At 39.1% G+C, this 23,028-nt stretch carries 23 protein-coding genes; 10 read left to right on the top strand and 13 right to left on the bottom strand.

All coding sequences use genetic code 11. From position 1 onward, the window contains the following. The first annotated feature begins 90 nt into the window (after positions 1 to 90). Positions 91 to 267 carry a histone H1 gene (locus AACH28_RS08800; protein WP_078690905.1) on the top strand — a complete coding sequence of 59 codons (177 nt, stop codon included), beginning with the start codon at positions 91 to 93 and terminating at the stop codon, positions 265 to 267. 30 nt (positions 268 to 297) lie between these two features. Here the strand turns inward: AACH28_RS08800 and AACH28_RS08795 are convergent, their stop codons facing one another. The 6 genes from AACH28_RS08795 to AACH28_RS08770 all read right to left on the bottom strand — a co-directional run bounded on the left by AACH28_RS08795 (position 298) and on the right by AACH28_RS08770 (position 6,576). Beyond that, positions 298 to 1,176, bottom strand: coding sequence for an ORF6N domain-containing protein (locus tag AACH28_RS08795; protein WP_078690906.1), 879 nt, complete (start codon positions 1,174 to 1,176; stop codon positions 298 to 300). Beyond that, positions 1,176 to 3,260, bottom strand: a complete 2,085-nt coding sequence (locus AACH28_RS08790; RefSeq protein ID WP_284442704.1) for a type IA DNA topoisomerase — start codon at positions 3,258 to 3,260, stop codon at positions 1,176 to 1,178. Before AACH28_RS08790 ends, AACH28_RS08795 begins: the two co-directional genes overlap by 1 nt. 6 nt (positions 3,261 to 3,266) lie before the next feature. Beyond that, complete coding sequence (locus tag AACH28_RS08785; RefSeq protein WP_078690908.1) at positions 3,267 to 4,724, bottom strand: DUF3945 domain-containing protein; 1,458 nt, start codon at positions 4,722 to 4,724, stop codon at positions 3,267 to 3,269. Between the two features lie 98 nt (positions 4,725 to 4,822). Then, a complete protein-coding gene (locus AACH28_RS08780; RefSeq protein WP_078690909.1) occupies positions 4,823 to 5,119 on the bottom strand; it encodes a helix-turn-helix domain-containing protein in 297 nt (98 codons plus the stop codon). 5 nt (positions 5,120 to 5,124) lie between these two features. Then, positions 5,125 to 5,478: a helix-turn-helix domain-containing protein gene (locus tag AACH28_RS08775; RefSeq protein WP_078690910.1), complete on the bottom strand. Its 354-nt coding sequence runs from the start codon at positions 5,476 to 5,478 to the stop codon at positions 5,125 to 5,127. A 252-nt stretch (positions 5,479 to 5,730) separates the two neighbouring features. Further along, entirely contained in the window at positions 5,731 to 6,576 is an 846-nt protein-coding gene (locus tag AACH28_RS08770; protein WP_078690911.1) for an RteC domain-containing protein, read from the bottom strand. A 189-nt stretch (positions 6,577 to 6,765) separates the two neighbouring features. Here AACH28_RS08770 and AACH28_RS08765 point away from each other — a divergent pair, with 189 nt between their 5' ends. Continuing rightward, positions 6,766 to 8,103, top strand: a complete 1,338-nt coding sequence (locus AACH28_RS08765) for a sigma-54 dependent transcriptional regulator (RefSeq protein WP_078690912.1) — start codon at positions 6,766 to 6,768, stop codon at positions 8,101 to 8,103. Positions 8,104 to 8,107: 4 nt separating this feature from the next. Here the strand turns inward: AACH28_RS08765 and AACH28_RS08760 are convergent, their stop codons facing one another. The 7 genes from AACH28_RS08760 to nhaA all read right to left on the bottom strand — a co-directional run bounded on the left by AACH28_RS08760 (position 8,108) and on the right by nhaA (position 15,494). Beyond that, positions 8,108 to 9,052 (bottom strand): arsenic resistance protein, encoded by a 945-nt coding sequence (locus tag AACH28_RS08760; protein ID WP_078690913.1) that lies wholly within the window; start codon positions 9,050 to 9,052, stop codon positions 8,108 to 8,110. 22 nt (positions 9,053 to 9,074) lie between these two features. Further along, a complete protein-coding gene (locus tag AACH28_RS08755; protein WP_115401466.1) occupies positions 9,075 to 9,767 on the bottom strand; it encodes a TrkA family potassium uptake protein in 693 nt (230 codons plus the stop codon). A gap of 14 nt (positions 9,768 to 9,781) precedes the next feature. Further along, a complete protein-coding gene (locus AACH28_RS08750) occupies positions 9,782 to 11,200 on the bottom strand; it encodes a potassium transporter TrkG (RefSeq protein WP_341832744.1) in 1,419 nt (472 codons plus the stop codon). Between the two features lie 252 nt (positions 11,201 to 11,452). Further along, positions 11,453 to 12,475, bottom strand: coding sequence for an IS5 family transposase (locus tag AACH28_RS08745; protein WP_112374319.1), 1,023 nt, complete (start codon positions 12,473 to 12,475; stop codon positions 11,453 to 11,455). A 103-nt stretch (positions 12,476 to 12,578) separates the two neighbouring features. Beyond that, positions 12,579 to 12,824 (bottom strand): hypothetical protein, encoded by a 246-nt coding sequence (locus AACH28_RS08740; protein WP_341832743.1) that lies wholly within the window; start codon positions 12,822 to 12,824, stop codon positions 12,579 to 12,581. Positions 12,825 to 12,841: 17 nt separating this feature from the next. Further along, positions 12,842 to 14,149 carry a DUF389 domain-containing protein gene (locus tag AACH28_RS08735; RefSeq protein ID WP_284442706.1) on the bottom strand — a complete coding sequence of 436 codons (1,308 nt, stop codon included), beginning with the start codon at positions 14,147 to 14,149 and terminating at the stop codon, positions 12,842 to 12,844. 13 nt (positions 14,150 to 14,162) lie between these two features. Then, positions 14,163 to 15,494 (bottom strand): Na+/H+ antiporter NhaA, encoded by a 1,332-nt coding sequence (nhaA, locus tag AACH28_RS08730; protein ID WP_078690916.1) that lies wholly within the window; start codon positions 15,492 to 15,494, stop codon positions 14,163 to 14,165. Positions 15,495 to 16,062: 568 nt separating this feature from the next. Between nhaA and AACH28_RS08725 the strand changes: the two genes are divergently transcribed. The 8 genes from AACH28_RS08725 to AACH28_RS08695 all read left to right on the top strand — a co-directional run bounded on the left by AACH28_RS08725 (position 16,063) and on the right by AACH28_RS08695 (position 22,990). Further along, on the top strand, positions 16,063 to 16,422 hold the full coding sequence (locus AACH28_RS08725) for a hypothetical protein (RefSeq protein WP_078690917.1): 360 nt from the start codon (positions 16,063 to 16,065) through the stop codon (positions 16,420 to 16,422). Between the two features lie 6 nt (positions 16,423 to 16,428). Continuing rightward, the gene (locus AACH28_RS08720) at positions 16,429 to 16,596 is read left to right on the top strand and encodes a hypothetical protein (RefSeq protein ID WP_158542122.1); all 168 of its coding nucleotides are present in this window, start codon (positions 16,429 to 16,431) and stop codon (positions 16,594 to 16,596) included. Positions 16,597 to 16,718: 122 nt separating this feature from the next. Next, the gene (locus AACH28_RS08715) at positions 16,719 to 17,102 is read left to right on the top strand and encodes a hypothetical protein (RefSeq protein WP_078690918.1); all 384 of its coding nucleotides are present in this window, start codon (positions 16,719 to 16,721) and stop codon (positions 17,100 to 17,102) included. Then, positions 17,099 to 17,176 carry a potassium-transporting ATPase subunit F gene (locus AACH28_RS25515; RefSeq protein WP_078691099.1) on the top strand — a complete coding sequence of 26 codons (78 nt, stop codon included), beginning with the start codon at positions 17,099 to 17,101 and terminating at the stop codon, positions 17,174 to 17,176. Before AACH28_RS08715 ends, AACH28_RS25515 begins: the two co-directional genes overlap by 4 nt. 242 nt (positions 17,177 to 17,418) lie before the next feature. Next, positions 17,419 to 19,107 (top strand): potassium-transporting ATPase subunit KdpA, encoded by a 1,689-nt coding sequence (gene kdpA / locus AACH28_RS08710; protein WP_078690920.1) that lies wholly within the window; start codon positions 17,419 to 17,421, stop codon positions 19,105 to 19,107. Between the two features lie 20 nt (positions 19,108 to 19,127). Then, a complete protein-coding gene (kdpB, locus tag AACH28_RS08705) occupies positions 19,128 to 21,137 on the top strand; it encodes a potassium-transporting ATPase subunit KdpB (protein ID WP_078690921.1) in 2,010 nt (669 codons plus the stop codon). A gap of 21 nt (positions 21,138 to 21,158) precedes the next feature. Beyond that, positions 21,159 to 21,719: a K(+)-transporting ATPase subunit C gene (locus AACH28_RS08700; protein WP_078690922.1), complete on the top strand. Its 561-nt coding sequence runs from the start codon at positions 21,159 to 21,161 to the stop codon at positions 21,717 to 21,719. Positions 21,720 to 21,907: 188 nt separating this feature from the next. Continuing rightward, positions 21,908 to 22,990, top strand: coding sequence for a porin (locus AACH28_RS08695; protein ID WP_078690923.1), 1,083 nt, complete (start codon positions 21,908 to 21,910; stop codon positions 22,988 to 22,990). Positions 22,991 to 23,028: the final 38 nt, after the last annotated feature.

Genomic DNA, 23,028 nt, shown 5'->3' with positions numbered 1-23,028 from the left:
GCTTTGATAGGTAGGATTTGTCGTATTTCTACCTTACTTAAAACAGAAAAGTGTATTTTTGCCCTTTAGAAATATATATACAATATCATAATGAAAGAACTAATCGAAAAAATCAGCACAAGTTTTGAAACGTTAAAAGCTGATGCAGAATTACAGGCAGAAAAAGGAAATAAAGCAGCAGGTACAAGAGCTCGTAAAACTTCTTTAGAACTTGAAAAATTGCTAAAAGAATTTAGAAAAGCATCTTTGGAAGCTTCTAAAGTATAATAATAAAACCCTCCGAATTTGGAGGGTTTACTATTTATTAAGGATTTGAAGCATCCTGCCGACTTCAATATCCATTCGTGAAAAGGCAAACCATTTTTTGCCCAGGTCTTTGAGTGATGCTCCGATATGGTACAGCTCCGTACCGTCAATAATCAAAAATCGGTCGTGAGCATCGGAGAAAATCTCAACTTCAATCGAAGGATATTGGCTGTTGTACCGTTGTAAATCCAGCCGTAATTGATTGCTGATAGATTTGGTATATATGGTGGCAGTTACATTCGTACTGCGTTTGCCCAATAAAGTCAGTACCGTATCGTCCACATAATTATCGAGCAGGATAATGGAGCTTTCGGCACTTCGGATAATATCCGAAACAAAGGTATAAGCATCAAAAACCTGTCCGTTATAGAAAATACCTTTTTCGCTGTGGAGCTTGTCGCTTTCCAATGCCTTAAATATTTCCTCAATCTTTTGGTCGGTTTCTAATTGCCTGATTTCAATCTTATCCAAACGATGAAATAATGAAGCATTACTCATTAACATCCTCCGCATTTCTACAAATGCGTCCATTATCTCAATACTAACCCTAACAGCGACATCAGAACGGAGTACAGCCGACAACATTGCTATTCCTTGTTCGGTAAAAACGTAGGGCAGATAACGTCTTCCGCCTCGCCCTACGTTTGAGGTTCCAATTTGGAACCTCAAAAAATCACTTTCTTCTTCAGTCAGTTGAAAACAGAATTTATCGGGAAACCTTTCAATATTTCTTTTTACAGCCTTGTTCAATATTTTGGTTTCCACCTGATATAATGTAGCAAGGTCACTATCCAGCATTACCTGTTTACCTCGTATGGTATAAATCAGATTGTTGATTTCTTTGGGTATAACTGTGGGCTTGTTTTCCATTACTTTTTGTAGTTTTTGTTCTTCTCAAATTCAAAGGAACTCTCAGCATTGGCATTTAGTACGATGTACGCATCGAATTTCTTTCCGGCTTTGCTTTTCATTCCTTTGATGAGCGAAGTTTTCCTTTTATTGACAAGGCTTTCAATATCGGCTATGCTGATTTGTACACCACACACATTGCGGAACTGCATCCAATTACAGCTTTCATCAATGCATTTGACAATCTTGTCACGGATGATGAGTTGCTGGCTTTTGCATTTCGGGCAAACCAATTTAGGCAGGTTGTTTTGGGCAATGGAAGTTTGCAGCAGTTCGTTAGTAATGGACTTTGCATAGGTTTCCATTTCTTTTTGAAATGCTCCGGCATCGGCTTCGTTGTTTTCAATTTTCTGCAATGCCAGTTCCCATTCGGCAGTCATCGCCACGTCCGCAATTTTTCTGTCCTTAACCAATCCATATACCTGCAATCCTTTTTCGGTTGGTATCAGGGATTTCTTTTCCCGTTGGATATAGTTGCGGGTAAACAGCGTTTCGATTATCGCTGCCCTTGTAGCAGGCGTACCAATACCGATATTTTGCAGGGCTTTCCGTTCGTCCTCGTTTTCGATTTCTCTGCCTGCATTTTCCATTGCCGACAATAGACCTGATTCGGTATAAAGCACAGGCGGTTTGGTTTGCTTTTCCAAAACGGAGGCTTCTTTTATTTTGATTTCATCGCCTTTTTTCAGTTCGGGCAAATCCTGTACAGGTTCGCTATCATCATCCGAAAAATTGCCTTTAATGGAACGCCAGCCTGGTTCAATAATCTTACAGCCTTTTGCCGTAAAGTCGTAATGCAATGCCTGTAAAGCCACATCGGTTATCTCCTTGCTACAGGCTTGTGAAATGGCTTCGAGCAGTCGAAAAGCAATCATATCATAAACCGCATTTTCCTTTGCGTTCAGGGCAGATGGTATTTTATCCGTAATCAACAAACCGTGATGGTCGGTAACACGCAGGTCGTTCACGATACGTTTGTTGAAACGACCCCATTTCACTTTGGTTACAGCTTGTTTGCAGGTTTCCCTGTCCTGCAATGCTCTTACGAGATTGGGAATTTCTGCCCACATATCTTCGGGAATGTATTTGCTTCCGGTGCGAGGGTAAGTGATAAACTTCTTTTCGTAAAGGCTTTGGGCAATGTTCAGCGTTTCTTCGGCAGAAAGGTTGAGCTTTTTGTTTGCTTCCTTTTGCAATCCTGTAAGGTCAAACAACAAAGGCGGTTGCTCTGTAACCCTTTTGGTTTCTACCGATGTAATTGTTGCCGTATCGCTTCGCTGAATGGATTTCAGCGTATCATTAGCGAGTTTTTGGTCTTCCCATTTAGTTTTAGAAAGGCTTTTAAAATCAATACCTGCTTTGTGATGCAATAACTGTATCTGCCAATATTGCTGCACCGAGAAATTTTTGTTTTCCAAATAACGTTTGCATATCAAAGCGAGTGTGGGTGTTTGTACTCTTCCGAGCGAGTAAACCCCGTTGCCTGCGGCAATGGAGAGTGATTGTGTAGCATTGATGCCCACCAACCAATCGGCACGGCTTCTGCCTTGTGCCGCCTGATACAATCCGTCAAATGCTGCCCCGTCTTTGAGGTTCTCAAAACCCTGTTTGATGGCTTTTTCGGTCAGCGAACTTATCCAAAGCCGTTCAAAGGGTTTATTGCATTTCAGGTATTCATAAATGTACCGAAATATCAATTCACCCTCCCGACCTGCATCAGTAGCTACAATGATGCTGTTACTACGGTTAAAGAGTTGCTCAATAACCTTTAGTTGCTTTAATGCTCCTGTATCGGCGGTATAGCCTTTGTCTTTTTTGACTTTCCGAACGGTCAATAAAAAAGGGTTTGGCAATATTGGCAATGATGCCTTGTCAAATCCTGAAATCCCGTAATCTTCGGGCATTCCCAATCCTATCAAATGACCGAATGCCCACGTAACAAAATAGCCGTTACCTGTCAGGTAGCCGTCCTTTTTATCGGATGCTCCCACAAGTCCGGCTATTTCCCTTGCTACGCTTGGTTTTTCTGCAATTATTGTTTTCATATTTTACTACATTTTTCTGCCTTTGGACTTTGCAGGTGCTTTGGGCTTTTCCTGTTGTTCCTGCTGTTGTTTATTTTTCGGTGTTTGCTGTCCGGACTTCAAAGGCTCGTTGATATTTTTGGTCGCTTCGTTGGTCTTGCCCTCCGAATTGACCGCAGTTTGCGTTTTATGGGATTCGGTTGGCTGCATTCTTTCTTTATATTGATTTGGAAACTCAAAGCCAGTTTTTCCGGTGTCTTTGTTGAACGTGATGTAACCGTTGTACGTTTGCCCTTTCTTATCAACCAGACCTGCCATATATATGGTTTGACCCGCTTTGAAATCCTTGTATTGATCATCGGTCAGTTCCTTGCCACGAAATGTTTTTGGAGCTTCCTGTGGTTGGCTTTGTTGATTATTCTGTTGGTTGTTTTGCTTTTGTCCGTTGTAGTTACTGCGGTCAAACAGAAATTCGGTATAGCGTTTATCGGCATTGTACTGTACCGTTGCCGAAAACTCCGTTCCTTTTGTGGAAATCATACCCTCCAATTTGAGCGGTTTGCCCTCCATTAAGGTTTGCTTTTGCTCATCATTGAGTTTTACACCCTTAATCTCATCGGGAATTTTAATAAAATCCGTTCGCAGTGCAATGACATCATTGGTAAGCCTGTCAATACTGATAATGGACGGCATTAGTTCGCCAGTCTTGGAATTTTTCAAATCAACCACACGCCCCATATTGCCCGTTTCGAGCAGGTTTTTCTTGTCCTCATCAGTAAATTTGTGTCCAAAAAACTCAAAATGCAGATTAGGCTCTTTTTTGATGCCGTGTATTCCCACAACAATTTTTCCGTCTTCGGCTTGCTGTAATGACAGTCGGGCGTCTGTGCGGAGAATAGTACCTCCAAGATTAACCCCTATCGGTACGAGTTCATTGGTTTTATAACCTTTCAATAAAGGTTCAAGCAGGTTTCTTTTTTCAAGGTATTCCTTGCTTAATCCGAGATTGGTCATTGTATCCCAATCAATCTGCTCCGGCTTATAGCGGTATTCGCTTACATCCGGCGTTGTCTGTGCTGTTGCCATATCATTTTTATTTTCTTGTTTATTATTCTCTTGTGTGGCGGTTTTGACTTCGTGTTCTTTCATCACTTTTTCGCCTTCCGAAGTTGGCTTATCTACCTGCTTTTGCATTTCCTGTGCTTTCTCAACGGCGATAGGTGCAGGCACTTTGAAAAATGAAAAATTGGTAGGGTTCTTTAGTTGGCTAAAAAAATTGGAAAAGAAGTTGGAAAAGAAATCGCCACTCTTGTCCACACGCATAAACTGGTTTTGGTTTTTCTTCGTGGGGTCAACGGTTTCCATTTTCCCGTTTTCGTCTATGCTCTTTACGGCTTGGATTTTCATTTTTTCTTTGTCCAGTACCAATAATATGTCCGATAATTGTTCGGGCATTTCCTGTTTATTTGTGGTTTCTTCACTCATAATATGAAAATTTTAAAAGTTTACCGCCGAATGTAAAGGAAGCGTTCACTACGTTGCCCGAAGTGGCACTTAAAGGCAGTGTTTGTCACTCAAAGGCGTTATAGTTTTGCAGATGGTGGATTAAAACTCTCTCTTATGAACTGATGCACATCGGATAGCTTGTAATACAGTTTGCCGCTAATAGTATAATAGGGTAGTTTGCCGATGGAGCGATACCGTTGCAGGGAACGGTTGCTGATTTTCAGCATTTGAAGCAAATCCTGATTATCCAACAATTCCTCTCCGTCTATACTGTTGCGTTTCTTTTGCAACTCATCTATATTATCACCCAGCATATCGAGGCGACCTATCAAGCGTTCCATCCACGCCAAAAATTCCATTCTATCAATATTCATAGCACCTACTTTTTATCCGTTTTCAATTGTCTACCTTTTTCGATATAGCTTTTACCTTTTGCCATAAGTTCCTGTACAAACTCATCACTGCTCTGTACGGCATTGGCATTAAGCATATCCTTAATTGCTCCGATGGTGTAGAAGTATTGTCCGTACATTTTGGAGTAGGCTATTTCGCCTTTGGTACGCATACGCCACAAAGTCTTTTCGCTAATGTGCAGGTATTGGCATACCTCGTGGTTATTTAGCCACAGGTCATCATAGCTTTTATCTTCCTGTTTTTTCAGGTAATCGGCAATGGCATTGATACGGCTGTTTAGCTGTTGCCACGCTTCTTCTTCGATTGTAATTATTTTCATCGCATTGATCCTATAATGTTTACAATGCAAAATTGCTAAGGGTGGTAGTGTTTGTCTGCCAAGCCTTGCCAATTGGTTTGGCAGTTTTTTGAATTTTTTTGCAAACAGGGAAAACTCTTGTTTGATAAGGGTTTAAATGTATTGGAGATATTTTGTGAGGGAGTTTTGCCTACATTTGCCAATTGGCATATATGGGCAAAAGAAAAAGCAGTACGTTTTGGGTACTGCTTTTAAATTACTGTATTGAAATGGCTAAAGGTCTTTATCCATATACTCTTCGAGGGATATTTTGAGTTGGTCTAAAAATGCCGTTCGGGAACCTGCCCTTGTTTTCATTCTATGAAATGAGTGATGAAGGTCGCCAAGATTAACACGGAAAATTATTTGAAACAATAGACTAATTTTTCTTATCCCAATTTTTCCATGTGAGATAGCTCCAGAAGCATGTAATGCATAAATTAATTCCACAAGTGAATTTTTACTTTCTGTCCAGAAGATATCTTTAGAGTTTTCGGGTTTTTGAAAAATCATATCGGGGTCTTCGGCTGGATTAATTTTAGTAAGAAGATAGGTATAGATCAATTCATTGGCAATAATCCTGGCTGTTTTATAGTCAAAGAAAGTGGAAAAAGATGGATCCATCTCAAAGACGATACTATTTAAGCCATCGTGATAATTTATATTACCTCTTTTGAAGTAAATAGTATCACGGTCGGTTCTGCCTGATCGATAGTACCTATAAAAATCGGAGTTGCAGATATATTCAATGTACTCACGCTTCAATTGTGCGAGTTGGTTTGAAAAATAGTTATTGTATAGCTTCCCGTTATTTACAGGACAGGATGTTTCTATTCGATAAACTTTATTGTAGTAAATTAGCTTTCCGAGTATTTGGGGCTTGATATTCCTGAAGAAATCAATTTCTTCAACGTCTGTTTCAAACCCATCATTGGTTACAAAGTCTTTAACGGAAGATAATAAGTTTTGAAGATACGTGGTCATTTCATATGCTTCTTCAATCAATTTCTTGTTTTGAGAAGCAAGTTTATCTTCTTTTCTATGTATCTCTAAAATTATGTGTTTTAATGAGTTCTTCATAATTTTTATCACAGTAGGTTTTCAGATTCATTAGACTTGAAAGTATTGTTGCAAATATTCTGAATAAAAAAGAATTTGTTGCCCAAGCTTATCCCAAGCTGGGAAAGATTTTATTTATCCGCTTCGCGTTAGAATTATCAAAACGGACATAATATTTAGTAAATTTGTTCCCTATAATTCAGCAAAAAAGTGGTAAAAGTTTTAATAATAGACGATGAGGAAAAATTGAGAAATCTACTTTCAAAAATTATTGGTTTTGAAGGTTTTGAGGTTTTTCAGGCATCTAGCATAAAATCGGGATTGCAACGATTAGATGTAGAAGAAATAGATGTGGTGATATGCGATGTAAAACTCCCGGATGGAAGTGGTGTAGATACCGCAAAAGTTATCAAAGAAAAATATCCTGCTGTAGAGGTAATTCTTTTGACCGCTTTCGGAAATATTTCTGATGGTGTACAGGCAATAAAGAACGGGGCTTTCGACTATATTACGAAAGGTGATGACAACAATAAAATAATCCCGCTTCTATATAAAGCCAGTGAAAAGGTTGCTTTAAACAAGAGAGTTCAAAAATTAGAAAAACAATTAGGCGAAAAACATTCGTTCGATAAAATCATCGGTACATCTAAGCCTATCATCAAAGCTATTGAGCTAGCCCGAAAAGTGGCTGGCACAGACACGACTGTTTTATTGACAGGAGAAACAGGTACTGGTAAAGAAGTCTTTGCACAAGCCATCCATCAGGGAAGTCAACGGGTTAACCACAACTTTGTAGCTATCAATTGCTCAGCATTTAGTAAAGATCTGTTGGAAAACGAATTGTTCGGGCACAAAGCAGGGGCTTTTACAGGAGCCTCAAAAGACCAGAAAGGGCTTTTTGAGGAAGCGCATAACGGCACTATTTTTCTGGATGAAATCGGGGAAATGGCACTGGATCTCCAAGCTAAGATTTTGCGGGTACTGGAATCAGGCGAATTGCTTCGTGTGGGGGATGCAAAGCCCATTAAGGTCAATGTACGTATCATTGCTGCGACAAATCGTAATCTGGAAGAGGAAATAGAGAAAGAACATTTTAGAAGCGATCTCTTTTACCGTCTTTCTGTCTTTGGCATTCACCTGCCTTCATTAAGGGAACGTCCCAAAGACATCAAATTATTAGCAGAATATTATGCCAGTATATTCGCACTAAAATCAAACAGAAAACCTTTGAGGTTAACGGATGAATACATGGAGGCTCTGGAGAACAATGCATGGAAAGGTAACATCCGTGAATTAAAAAACGTGATTGAAAGAAGTGTAATTCTGGCAGATGCTGACGTGCTAGATCTGGATACATTACCCGCTGACCTACAATATGCCAAATCCAATGCGCAACAGTTGTCCGCATTTTCTATGGCAAGTGCTGAAAAACTGCACATACAGAAAATTCTTAATCATACGGGAGGTAATAAAGCGGAAGCAGCCCGATTACTGGAAATTGGGGTAGCAACACTTTACAGAAAAATGGAGCAATACAAAATTCAGTAGTGAGCTATTCTTTTTGTGTTTTTAAAAGTATTTGTGACGTCAAAACTAAAATAGGTAACTCTATTAATGGACCAATCACTAAAGCCAAAGCAATCATTGGTTCTGCGGAAAATGCCGAAACAGCTATGGCTAATGAAATTGGAGAATTTCTTGCCATAGTAGTAAACGTTAAGCTTACCTTGTCTGCATAATTGAACCGGAGTAATTTGCTTGCAAGAAATGCGACAAGGAATGCTACCCCAAAAAAAAGTAAAACCGGGATAAGCATTTTGTAAATAATACTTGGATGGCTGATTAAATCTTTTCCTTCAGACGCAAACATAGCAACTACAGCTAAAGCCAAAAAAAAGACTTGAGAAGTCTCAAAAAAATTTAAAAAGCTGCTTTTGCTTACATTTTTGCCTTTCACTATTGTTTTGGCTATAAGTGCCAGAATGAACGGTAACACCAAAACAATCAAGATGCTCTCCGCAAGTGACCCTAAGGCTACATTTCCTGATTTTCCAAAAAAGAACAAGAGATATACTGGTAGAAGTAAAACCTGTAATATTAAATTCGCTGGAAGAATGGCTGTTGACAAAGAAACATTTCCTTTAGCTACATTTGTAAAAACTAAATACCAATCGGTACAAGGTGTGACCATAAGCATGACGAAACCAATCCATAGAGCTAAATCACTATGTAAAAATATACTTCCCAGTAAATAAGCGAATACAGGTGTCCAGACGAAATTGATAAGAATACTGGTTACTGAAAATTTAACATTCAGAAAAGCGTGCTTTAGTTCTGTAAGATCAATGGTCAGAAATAACCCAAAGAGCATTACCATCAACAGCGGAATAATCAAGGATGACGAAAAATCTGAAATCGTAAAAGATTGCCCAAGAAGTAGACCTACAATTACAGCGATTAAAATAACTATCGTTTGGTACCTATTGATTTTATCCATTTTGGTTTATGCAAAAAATGATCTATTCAAATTTCCCTTTAGCAAATTTCTGTAAATCTTCATTAGCTCCATAAATTACTATGATGTCATCCCGCTGAAGCATAGTAGTTGGTTCTGGAATTCCCTGTACATTGGCTACTATTTTGCTTCTGCCCAAAAAACTTTTTTCCGGTGTATCTCGAATAATGGTTAGAATCAACACATTGTGAAGTTCTCTGAATTTAACTTCCTCTATGGTTTTGCCGACATATTTTTCAGGCACAATAATCTCTACGATACTGAAATTCTTGTTTAACTCGAAAGAATCTACTACACCTTTTAGACATAACTTTTTAGCCCAACGTTCAGCAGTTTCTTCTTCCGGTCGTACAATTTCATTCACACCGAGAGCTTGTAGTACATTTTCATGCAAAGGATTAATGGAACGACTGATTAGTCTTTTTACACCTAAATTTTTGAAGTGTGCCGTTACCATAATGTTAGCACCTTCGTCTTCTCCAATACAAACCATCACTACATCGGTGTTCTTTAGTGGAAGGTGTGCTATAGCAGACTGATCGGTTGCATTCATGCAGATGGTATGAGACAACTTATCCTTTAATGCCACTACTTTTTCATCACGTGAATCTACCCCGATTACTTCATTTCCCTGTTGGGTTAGTTTTTCGGCTAATGAGCCTCCAAAGTTGCCCAAACCTATAATTATAAATTTCATTTTAAATCTTCTTTTTAGTTGATTAATATTTCATCCGATGGATAATGATAATTACCTTGCTTCACCTTCTTAAAAAAGGCAATAAGGATAGTCAGCATACTTACCCTGCCAATAAACATCGTAGCCACCAACACCATTTTACTCTCGCTACTCAAATCTCCTGTTATCCCCAAACTAAGACCAACGGTGCTGTAAGCGGAAAAGCTCTCAAATGCGATATCTAATAGAGGAATATGATTGTCATAATGAGAGATCATAAAAACACTACAACCAATGACCAATAAAGACAGACTCATCACAGCAAAAGCCCTTCGTACGGAAATGTCTGCCACCTCCCGTCGGAAAATTTCGATTTTACGCTTGCCTTTTGCAAGACTCAAATAGTTTAAGGTGGCAATCGCAAACGTACTTGTTTTAATACCACCACCTGTTGAGGCAGGAGATGCACCTACCCACATTAAGAAAATGATGATGATGATAGACGAAAAGTGCATCTGACTAAAATCAATGGAATTAAAACCTGCCGTTCTGGGTGTAGTGGCTGTAAACAGTGCTGTGACAACTTTCCCAACCCCTTCATGATTACCCAAAACGTTGTAATACTCCTTGATGTAGATAATGAGCGTTCCTACAATAATCAAGATGGAAGTGGTCAATAAATTTATTTTATTGCTCAGGGTCAAAATCCAAGGACGGTAATTGTTTTTCCTTTCTACAAACCAAAGAATATATCTTGCTATCAGATGTTTGATGTACCGTACGGAATTGATAACAATCGGAAATCCTAAACCTCCGAATACAAATATGATGACAATAATAAATTGTAGCGGATAATTATATACATAACTAGCTTCCATCATGCCATTTGGCAATGTTGAAAAACCGGCATTGCAAAAAGCCGAAATAGAATGAAAAACGGAGAAATATACTCTCTCAGAAAATAATGGAATTAAAGTTTTATCCAGATTCAAGAAAATGAGTATTGCTCCGATAAATTCTATCAAAAATGTAATGGTCAAAATCCTTTTTACCGTCGTAAAAACCTCGCCAATTTTCTCAGAATTGGTCATATCACTTAATGCAAGTTGATTTTCATAGGTGGATCCACCCTTGAAAAAGTAACTAAAATAGCTGGCAAATGTGAGGATACCTAAACCACCAGCCTGTATCAGCAACATGATTAATGTTTGTCCAAAAGAGGTGAAATAACTGCTCGTATCTACCACGATAAGCCCGGTAACACAGACGGCACTGGTGGAAGTAAACAAGGCATCTACAAAGCTTATCCCTTCATAAGTTGCTTTAGGAAGCATTAAAAGTAAAGCACCGATTACGATCAGACCTATAAAACTGATGATAAACAATTGGGCCGGATTCAGTAATGAACGCTTATAACTTACTCTTGGGCGGGTAAATTCCCTTACCAACTTCAAAATAACAGCCCACCTTATCCAAGGGCTTATGTCTGATAATCCATCTGTTGATAATTGCTTGTATAAGCAATAAAGTACAAACAACACACTCAATGTGTCAAAAACAAAAACACTTAATAAGACCGTTGCAAAATAATGTTGATATTTTCTGATCGGTTATTTTTGCTTTTTTTTGCAGTTTTTTCCGATTTGGATTCGGAAATCTAGTTGCGTTTTCTTGAAAAATCCTCTTTTTGAGGCCTTTTCAACTGCTTAATTTGTGTTTTTTATTGCATTGGACACAAGTATCCCAGGTGATCTGTAAAGATTGTACGCCATGGCTTCCATTAGATTTTGTGTATGCATTTTGGCGATCCCCTTATACCTTGCACAGCTTGAGTTGAACCATCGCCGGATGCTCCCGAAGGTCCGTTCAACTTTGAACCTGATCTTGCCGATCAGTTTGTTTCTTAACTTCTCTCTTTCGGTTAACGCTGTTCCTTTCTTTGCCTTATGCAAGATCCTGCTTTTTAGCTTTCCTGATTTGATCAATTCCTCATTTTTAGAGGAACGATATCCCTTGTCAGCATAGATATGGATGCCCTTTGGAAGGTCAGCCGAAGATATTACCTGTTGAAGATTGGCAATTTCATTTACATTTGCTGGAGTGGTTACCACGCCCAGAACCAGGCCTTCTGTATCGGTGACATAATGCTTTTTATAGCCATAACGTGTTTTCCCAGCCTTCTTTATCCAACGAGCTTCATGGTCAACACCCGGGCTCTCTTGTTGGATCAATAACTGTTCACTATTCTCTTTATCCAGCTCAGAATCTTCGCGAGGATGTTCACTACGGTCACTTTCGATCTCGTAAATAACTTTGCCTTTTGGTTTTAGCGGAGAATCAACAATACTGGCATCAACGATAGCTCCACGTTTTACCAATATTTTATGTTTATTCAACTGCTTGTTCAGCTCCTTGAATAGATTCTCATAAACACCCTTTTCTGTCAGCGAGCTGCGAAAACGGCTAATAACACTGTGATCGGGAACCGAATCGTCCAAACTGATGCCAACAAAGCGACTAAAGGAGATACTGTCGTTTATACGGTCTTCTACTTCGTAGTCACTCAGACCATACCAGGTCTGTAGAAGTGTCATTTTGAAGAGGACAAGACCAGAATAACTAGGGCGTCCCATTTTGCTTTCCCCTTTGTGGTAATGCTTGTTGATAATATTTGAAATCGGACGCCAATTTACCAATGTATTGATCTGATCGAAGAATTCCTGCTTGATTTTCCGTCTTTGAACCATGTAATCAACAAAGCTAACTTTTTCTGTCTTTTCCATACCTTAAATATAACGAAAATCAACAAGAAACAAATTAAAAACTTGAATATCAATAAAATAAAAACCAAACACTTTTGCAACGGTCTTTTAATATGAATTCTTTCCGATGATAATAGTATTTCAGTACAGTATAAAAAATACCTACGATCAATACAAACAAATACAATGAAATAATGCCCAATTGCAAGGTTGGTTGGAGTACAAATCCATAATCACCAATAAGTGCTGTAAGTGCTACCAAATGTAATATAACAATAAGCCGCTGTACCCATCGGGCATATAAAAACTCTCTCATTCTTTCTTTCTCTCCGGCTATTCTGACTGTGTATCTTGCAAAAGCAGTGTGTTATCGACCTTAAGTCGCTCATTTAGCCATTTCTTTATTTTGGTTTTATCAGTTTCTTTTGCTCCCTTTTCAAGATGGTATAAAACCACCCATTCAATCCTTGCACTGTCGGTCCCGGTATATTTTTCTATTTTGCCGAGGGACACATCTTCAAGTTCCGGAAAAAGGACATTGATCTCTTTCACTAAACCAGGTTCGCTTACTTTATATCTATTCAATTCCTGCCTCAAATTATTGATGGTAACATCTTTTTCAGATAAAGAAGCATCCTGCTTATTCAATTCACTGAGAATTTCAGATTTCAGGTCTGCATCATCCTGTCTGAAACTCAATATTGTATTATGAATACCTCTTTCATCCAATAGTCGGTTATACATCTCCATTTCTTCTTTGCTTAGCTTTTTATCAAGAAAAGCCAGATCCACTTTTTTAGGTTTGGAGTTATAATTCAGTTTTTTATAAATCACGGTATAACCTCTGCTGCTAAATTCTGAACTGATAAACTCTTCTACTGTTTTTGTGAATTTTTTCTCTTCAAAAAGATTATAAGCCAGATAAAAGCTAGGGATAATCATGACCATCATTAAAGTCGTAATACCATATCGGATACGCTTTTCATTTTTAGGCTCGATCGTTGCGGATGCAGGATATTTTAAATACTTGATTACTAAAAAAGTGGCAATACAGATAAAGAAACAGTTGATCGTGTACAGATAAAAGGCACCAAAGAAATAACTAAAATTAAAGGTTGCCAAACCATATCCTGCTGTACATAACGGAGGCATCAATGCTGTCGCAATGGCAACTCCCGGAATTGGATTTCCTTTCTCTACCCGGGTGATCGCAATAACACCTACTAAACCACCAAAGAAAGCAATCAATACGTCATAGATGTTAGGTGAAGTACGAGCCAACAATTCAGACTGTACATCTTTGAACGGACTGATATAGAAATAAAATGCCGAGACAAGTAGACTTACAACGGTGGCTATTAATAGGTTTTTAATAGATTTCCTTAAAAGGAGGAAGTTATAGGTTCCTAACGCAAATCCTGCCCCCAATATAGGCCCCATCAATGGTGATATCAGCATCGCACCAATAATCACCGCAGTGGAATTGACATTCAATCCAACAGAAGCAATAATGATAGCACAAGCCAATATCCAGAGGTTTGAACCCCGGAAGGATATGTTAGCCGTTACGTTTTCTAAAACCTTTTGTTTATCTTCTTCACCATTGTGCAGGTTGATAAAGTCCCATATTTTATTACTCATCTGCTATTCTACATTAAGATTGCTTTTTACCCTGTTTACTGAGTACGTAATATCCCAATACACCGCCGATAATGGATGCTGCAAAAATTCCGATTTTAGCCTGTGTCATATATTCCTCATGCGAAAAAGCTAATGAAGTCACAAATAATGACATGGTAAATCCAATAGAAGCAAGCAAACCTACACCAAATAGGTTTCGTATATTCATCCCTTCCGGGAAAGGAGCAACTTTAAGCTTAACCAGAAGCCATGTAAAACCGACAACCCCTACTACTTTACCGACCAACAAGCCTAAGGCGACGCCCAATGCCACATTGGTACTGAACAAATGCTCCATATCTATCGCCAATGAAACGCCTGCATTTGCCAATGCAAAGATCGGAATGATTATAAAAGTTACCATGGGGTGCATCGCATGTTCCAATCTTTGTAATGGTGGAGTAGCTGCAACCGTACTATTTTGAATTTCTTCGAGAATATGCAGCTGTTCATTCGTCAGCGTAGGTTTACTGTTGTCCGGATCTATTCCTTTAAACTTATCCAGCAACCGTTGAATATTATTGCTGAATATTTTTTCATTGATCTTCACATCTGCCGGAATAGTAAACGCGGCAAGTACTGCGGCAATTGTCGCATGCACACCTGACAACAAAAATGTAGTCCAGACACCACCTATCCCTAAAATAGCGTAGAACAAAATGCTTCGCACGCCCATTTTATTACCAATATACATCGTCAATAGTACCAAAGCACCGATGATCAAATGAAACATGGATATGTCCGATGTATAGAAAAAAGCGATGACCAGCACGGCTCCTAAATCGTCGACAATAGCCAAAGCCGTTAAAAATACTTTGAGCGTTAGCGGAATTTTGTTCCCTAATAAATAAAGCACACCTAGGGCAAATGCTATATCTGTTGCCATCGGAATACCCCAACCGCTGTGCACTTCCCCTGTTGGATTCAGGAACAGATATATAGCCGCTGGTACGGCCATACCACCAAATGCCGCAGCAATGGGTAATAGCGCTTTACGTGGATTGGACAACTCGCCTCCGACAATCTCTCTTTTTAGTTCCAAACCGACCACAAAGAAAAAAATAGCCATCAGACCATCATTGATCCAGTGATGCAGGTTATACTCAAAATAAGTATTTCCGTCTAATTGAAAACCAAACCTGTGTTCGAGAATATGGTGATACTCTTCTGCTAATGGTGAGTTTGCTAATATCAAAGCAATAACTACACTAATACCCAATACAATTCCACCTGCTTTTTCATTCTTAATGAAGCTCTGTATAGGCGATACAATTTTTTCAATAGGCGTCCTTTTTACTTTATTCATCTTTTATAATTATCCCTCTAGTTTATGCTGAAAATGACTTGGAAACCAGTCATTTTTCGATTATACAAAGTACAAAAATATAAAATTCAAAACGATTCTCCTTACTAATCAAGGCAATATAGCTCCGACTAGGCAGTACAGCTTTTACAATAAATTGGCACGGCAGTATCATTATGAGAATGACCCTATCATTATGAGAAGGTTTTTCGAGACAAAGAATCAAGACAAACTAAATAACAGTCTTATTTACAGCATATTAATTAAAATTAATCTTCACTGGAATAGATATTGGCATAGTGTATACAAACGAAATTAAAAATGAGAAAAAGAAATGTCAAATGGAAACAGCAAAAAGAACCGCCGTCGTTTCCAAAATGGCTCAAATCATATCATTTATTGCTTTTTGCATTGATCGTGATGTTGATATTCGGAGCAATTATGAAGCACATTAGTGAGGTATAATCTTAAAATTTATAACATGATAACAACAGTTTTAGTACTCGCAGGGTTAGCCTGCTTCGGTCTGTTCATAAAGTCAATCGACTTCTTTGAGAAAATCTAAAATAAGATGAAAACAAAAATAATAAATACGATACAACAGTGGGCTCCTGAAGCTGCAAGACTAATTCCTGATTTGGATAACCTGGATGACGCTATTGCAGACTACCTATTGCTTCACAAACTGGCAGAAGTTTGTTCCCAGAAAATTTATTCGGGATTGGAGGACGAAATAGAGCGTGTTCAGGAGATAGCGAAAGTGATTAATCTTTTGTATCAGGGAGGAAATCAATACACACGAAATGCTATTGAAAATGAGTTCCTGACAGCATTGTCGTTTGATGAGAGCCCAGGTAGTCTAAAAAAACACCTGGATTTATTTCCGATCGAATTGCGAAAAGGATATATCAAAACCATTTTGGAAAACTAAGTAAACATGAAAGTTTCAAAAGAGAAAGAACAGTGGTCTTCTAAAATAAAAAAGGCAGCATTAGCAATATTATTATTTCTCCTGTTTGCAGCCTCTGTAAAGCTTGGTGGGTTTGCAGGTCTTTTAATTGGCTTTGTCTTTTTCTTCTTATTCTTTCAATTAATCAGCAGATGAAAAAAGAACGAAAATCAAACAGAGAAATAGTTACAGATATATTGGCAAAAATACTTTTAGCATTTATTGTCTTCTGCATTTTCTATGGGATGTTTTTCAGCAAATAAAAAACAATCAGAACAATGAATGAAATAAACGAAAATGCAGCCAGCGTTTATCTGGCTCAGCATTATGGGGAAATTCAAGAAGAAATCACCGAATTATCCTCGAAAAGAAACTTTGCAGGCATATTTCAGGCAATCGTTAACCATATCAATCTTCTACTCTCCAAGGGACAGATAGAGAAAATTGGGGTGAGAATTAAGTTTATCGGTTGGCTCCATAAAAGAGGAAATGAATACGTAAGGTATATTATTGAGAATCTTTTTGTCCGCTCTTTTGAAGGAATGAAAAGGCGTTGTACAGCAGAACAATGGATATACGTGTATCAACTTATCCCTAATAACCTGAAACATGTTTATCAGTTTCAGCATACAAATTATTTAATACAAAAAACAAGTCTATGACCGCATTATTTATAGTAGCAATAGGTGTATTTGCTTATATCTGCTACGTATTGCTTAAACCGGAAAAATTTTAAACCGTTTCAGCAGATGAAGAAAAATACAAAGATGAAGATCAAGGTATGGATATCCATTATATTCTGGGTGCTGTTCTTCATTTCTATTATCTATTTGGCGTTTCTAAAAATTCAAATATTGCTATGAAAAAGATAATCAATGAAATGAAAGATGTAGCTCGAATTGCCTTGATATTCCTGATCGTATTGGCATTCGTCAAACTGTTTGGGTGGATGTTTAAAACCATATTTAATTAATAAAAATGAACACAGAAATTTTAGGAATAATCGTAATGTTTACCTTGTCGATATTGCTGGCAATACCGCTGGGTAAATACATCGCAAAAGTATATGGCGGCGAAAAAACGCTGCTCGATCCCATTTTTAATCCAATAGAACGGATCTTTTACAAAATCAGTGGTATCAATCCACATACAGAGATGAACTGGAAACAGCAGATGGTCGTGATGATCTCGATCAATATGGTCTGGTTCCTGTTAGGAATGGTTGTTTTGATGAATCAGGGAAATCTTCCTTTGAACCCGGATAAAAACCCGAGTATGTCGGCAGACCTTGCATTTAATACCGTCATATCATTTGTGGTAAACTGTAATCTGCAGCACTATTCAGGGGAATCAGGATTAAGCTATCTGGGGCAGTACTGGCTGATGTTTTTACAGTTTGTAAGTGCAGGAACCGGCATGGCAGCCGCAGTAGTATTGTTCAGGGCATTCAGAGATAAAACGGCCGATACCCTGGGAAACTTCTACAGCAATTTTGTAAAATCCTGTACCCGTATTTTATTACCCATATCATTTGTAGTAGCCATCATACTGGCGTTTGAAGGCACGCCGATGACTTTTGAGGGAAAAGATACCATCACTACTTTACAGGGAGATTCTGTAGAGGTGTCAAGAGGGCCAGCAGCTGCTTTTGTCCCCATTAAACACGTAGGAACTAACGGTGGTGGATTCTTTGGTGTAAACTCTGCCCACCCGTTTGAAAACCCATCCTATCTATCCAATATGGTAGAAATGGTTGCCCAGCTGATTGTGCCTTTGGCTATGATTTTTGCCTTTGGCTATTTTATCAGAAGAAGAAAACTCTCGTGGATGATATTCGGCGTAATGACGGTAGGTTTTCTAATGCTGACTATTCCAAATATCAATATGGAGATGAACGGAAACCCTGCTATTGCAGCGATGGGTATCGATAATTCATTGGGAGCTATGGAAGGGAAAGAAATCCGATTAGGAGCACCTGCATCAGGATTTTGGAGTATCGTAACCACCGTGATCTCTACGGGGTCAGTGAACTCCATGCATGATAGTTCGATGGCATTATCCGGGATGAATGAATTACTGGCCATGATGATCAATGCATTCTACGGTGGGGTCGGAGTCGGTTTATTGAACTTCTTTATTTTCATCATACTGGCTGTATTTATCAGTGGATTGATGGTGGGAAGAACGCCCGAGTTCCTGGGTAAAAAAGTAGAAGCGAGAGAAATGAAAATCGCCATGATTATCGCCCTGTTACATCCGTTCCTGATACTTGTCGGAACAGCATTGGCAGCAGCTTTACCACAGTATACGGCTGACTCTCTCAATAACCCGGGATTTCATGGACTTAGCGAAATGCTTTATGAATATACCTCATCATCTGCCAATAACGGTAGCGGGTTTGAAGGGCTGGGTGATAACACACCTTGGTGGAATATCAGTACCGGATTTGTACTGATCCTTTCCAGATTCTTACCGATCATAGGTCCCGTTGCAATTGCAGGCTTATTGGCACAAAAGAAATTTGTACCGGAAGGAGACGGAACATTGAAGACCGATACAGCCACTTTCGGACTGATGGTGTTCGCCGTAATCGCTATTGTAGCTGCTTTGGCATTCTTCCCGGTTTTGGCATTAGGCCCAATTGCAGAATACTTCTCACTTTATTAAACTGATTAAAGAATTTAGAAATGAACAATAATACATCATTGTTTCAAAAAGATATGGTTCAGGAAGCCTTGAAGCAATCTTTTGTGAAACTCAATCCGAAAACCATGTTCCGTAATCCGGTCATGTTTACTGTATGGATCGGTACCTTGGTCATGTTAGCCGTGAGCCTCTGGACATTGGCAGGAGCTCAGGGACAAGGAAGTTTTGGCTATAATTTTACGGTTTTTATCATCCTGTTACTAACGCTGTTGTTTGCCAACTTTGCGGAAGCTATTGCCGAAGCAAGAGGTAAGGCACAGGCTGATAGTCTGCGTAAGACGAGAGAGGAAACTCCTGCAAGATTGAAAAACGGAAAAACCATCTCGTCTGCGCAATTGCAAAAAGGCGATATTTTCATCTGTGAAGCAGGCGATATTATCCCAACCGATGGAGAAATTATTGAAGGTTTGGCTACCATTGATGAAAGTGCCATTACCGGAGAGTCTGCTCCTGTAATCCGTGAAGCCGGCGGTGATAAAAGTTCTGTAACGGGTGGTACCAAAGTTTTGTCGGATAAAATCGTGGTGCAGGTGACAACGCAACCCGGTGAAAGCTTCCTGGACAAAATGATTGCGTTGGTAGAAGGTGCTGCCCGACAAAAAACACCTAACGAAATCGCTTTAACGATTTTGTTGGCAGGGTTTACATTGGTATTTATCATTGTCTGTGTGACACTCAAACCATTTGCTGATTACGCCAATGTGGGAATTACCATTGCATCGTTTATTTCCCTGTTTGTCTGTCTGATCCCAACTACCATCGGCGGTTTACTGTCCGCCATCGGGATTGCCGGGATGGACAGAGCCTTGAGAGCCAATGTAATTACCAAAAGTGGTAAAGCGGTTGAAACCGCTGGTGACATTGATGTTTTGCTATTGGATAAAACAGGAACAATTACCATTGGTAACCGCAAAGCAACCCATTTTCATGCTGCCCATGGCATTGATGAGAAAAGATTAATAAAAGCTGCGGTATTGAGCTCCATGGCTGATGAGACACCGGAAGGAAAATCGATTATCGAACTTGCCGGGGTTAATCCATTAAGCTATGAAGCAAGAAACCCTCAGTTTATTAAGTTTACGGCGGAGACAAGAAGTTCAGGTATAGACTATGAAGACACACGTATCCGAAAAGGTGCCACGGATGCCATTAAAAACATGGTTACACGAGCAGGCAATACGTTTCCAAAAGAAGTTGAGGAAAAAGTTAAAGCTATCTCTTCTAATGGTGGTACACCGCTCGTCGTGTCAGAGAATGAAGTCGCTTTAGGAGTGATCGAATTACAGGACATCATCAAACCCGGTATTCAGGAACGTTTTGAACGTCTGCGTAAAATGGGTATTAAAACCGTGATGGTAACCGGTGACAATCCTTTAACTGCAAAATTTATAGCAGAGAAAGCGGGTGTCGATGACTTCATTGCTGAAGCAAAGCCCGAGGACAAGATGAATTACATCAAAAAAGAACAATCAGAAGGTCGATTGGTAGCCATGATGGGTGACGGAACCAACGATGCTCCGGCATTGGCTCAGGCCGATGTAGGCGTTGCGATGAATTCTGGTACACAGGCAGCGAAGGAAGCGGGGAATATGGTGGATCTGGATAACGACCCTACCAAACTGATTGAAGTGGTGGAAATCGGAAAACAATTGCTGATGACCCGTGGTACATTGACTACTTTCAGCATTGCCAATGATGTGGCTAAATATTTTGCCATTATCCCTGCATTGTTTATTACTGCGATTCCAGCATTACAAGGACTTAATATTATGAATTTACACAGTCCGGAAAGTGCTATCCTATCAGCTGTAATTTTCAATGCAATCATCATTCCGATGTTGATCCCATTGGCATTGAAAGGTGTAGCGTACAAACCTATTGGAGCAAGTGCATTACTTAGAAGAAACCTGTTCATTTATGGTTTAGGTGGTGTACTGATACCTTTTGCTGGAATCAAGCTGATAGATATGCTTATATCAGTTTTCTTTTAATCCTTTATAAAAATAATAGTAATGAAAAAACATATTTTGCCCGCTATAAAATTGACTGCTGTTATGATCCTGTTTTTTACAGTCATCTACCCACTTGCAGTCTGGGGTATCGCACAGTTTGCTCCCAATGCTGGAAAAGGAGAAATTATTGAACACAACGGAAACAAGCATTATGTGAATATTGGTCAATCTTTTACAGACGACAATTATTTCTGGTCAAGACCATCCGCTGTGGATTACAATGCTGCCGGCTCAGGAGGCAGTAACAAAGGCCCTTCCAATGAGGAATATTTAGCAGACGTTCAGGCACGAATTGATACTTTTTTAGTACACAACCCGGAGGTTGATAAATCTGAAATACCTGTTGATCTGGTGACAGCCAGCGGAAGCGGATTGGATCCTAACTTTTCCGTTCAAGCCGCCAAAGTACAAGTAAAGCGGATAGCTAAAATAAGAGGTATTGATGAACTGAAATTAAATCAATTAATTGATCAGCAAACAGAAAAACCTTTATGGGGCCTATTTGGTCCAGAAAAGATCAATGTACTGAAACTAAATATTGCATTGGACGAACTCAAATAAGCAACCCAATATTTCCCAACCATTTAATTCAAATGTATGTGTAGCCATTCGAAATATATAGTTCGGGAGAATTTCAATAAAACAGTTTAAATTTTAATAATTCAAAAATGAAACCATCATGATTTATTCAACCACACAAGGGGAATAAATCTGATAGCTTCATCACCTTAAAAAATCAAATTAATACGATGAAAAAAATAATTATGTTCTCAGCGATCCTGCTGGGAGCAACAGGAAGTGTATGTGCTCAGGAAACAGAAAAAAAACCGTTGACCATCAGCGGATATGCAGAAGTTTATTACCAACAGGACTTCAATAATGCAAAGTCGAACACCAGACCCGGATTTGTGTACAGCCATAACCGTAACAATGAAGTGAGCTTAAACTTAGGTTTCATAAAAGCCGCTTATGAAACAGACCGTATGCGGGCTAATCTGGCTCTTGGAGTGGGCTCCTATATGAATGCCAACTATGCCGCTGAAGAAGGTGTGCTTAAAAACATCTACGAAGCTAACGTGGGTGTGAAGTTATCGAAAACCAAAAATCTTTGGATAGATGCTGGTATTCTACCGTCGCATATTGGTTTTGAAAGTGCTATCGGAGCAGATTGCTTTACATTGACGAGAAGTATGATGGCCGATAATTCACCTTATTTCGAAACAGGGGCTAAGCTGTCCTATGCAACCGACAACGGCAAATGGAATATGGCGGTACTGATATTAAACAGCTGGCAACGCATTCAACGTGTGGAAGGCAATACAACGCCCGCCTTCGGACATCAGTTAACTTTTAAACCATCAGATAAGGTTACCTTGAACAGTAGTTCCTTTATAGGCAACGATTTTCCGGATGATGAGCGTAGAATGCGTTATTTCCACAATCTGTACGGACAGTTTCAGATCAGTAATCAATTTGCCCTTATTGCCGGATTTGATATTGGTGCACAACAGAAAGAAAAGTCAAGTGATGACTATGATACATGGTACACACCCGTACTGATTGCAAAATACAGTCCCACTGAAAAAGTAAGTATTGCTGCCAGAGGAGAATATTATCAAGATAAGAATGGAGTTATCATCGGTTCCGGTACAGAAAATGGATTTCAGACTTTTGGAGCTTCGATCAATGTAGATTACCAAATCTTGCCTAATCTGGTTTGGCGTACCGAAGTGAAAAGCCTGAACAGTAAGGATGCTGTATTCCTGAATAGAGATGAACAAATGAAGGAAGATAATGTGATGGCGGTTACATCGCTTGCGATACGTTTTTAATTTTTGTACTTAACTCAAGTTCCCCTTAACAATTTGTC

It is taken from the genome of Sphingobacterium thalpophilum (assembly GCF_038396785.1).
Lineage (GTDB): Bacteria > Bacteroidota > Bacteroidia > Sphingobacteriales > Sphingobacteriaceae > Sphingobacterium > Sphingobacterium thalpophilum_A.
This window is presented reverse-complemented; position numbering and strand designations above follow the sequence as displayed.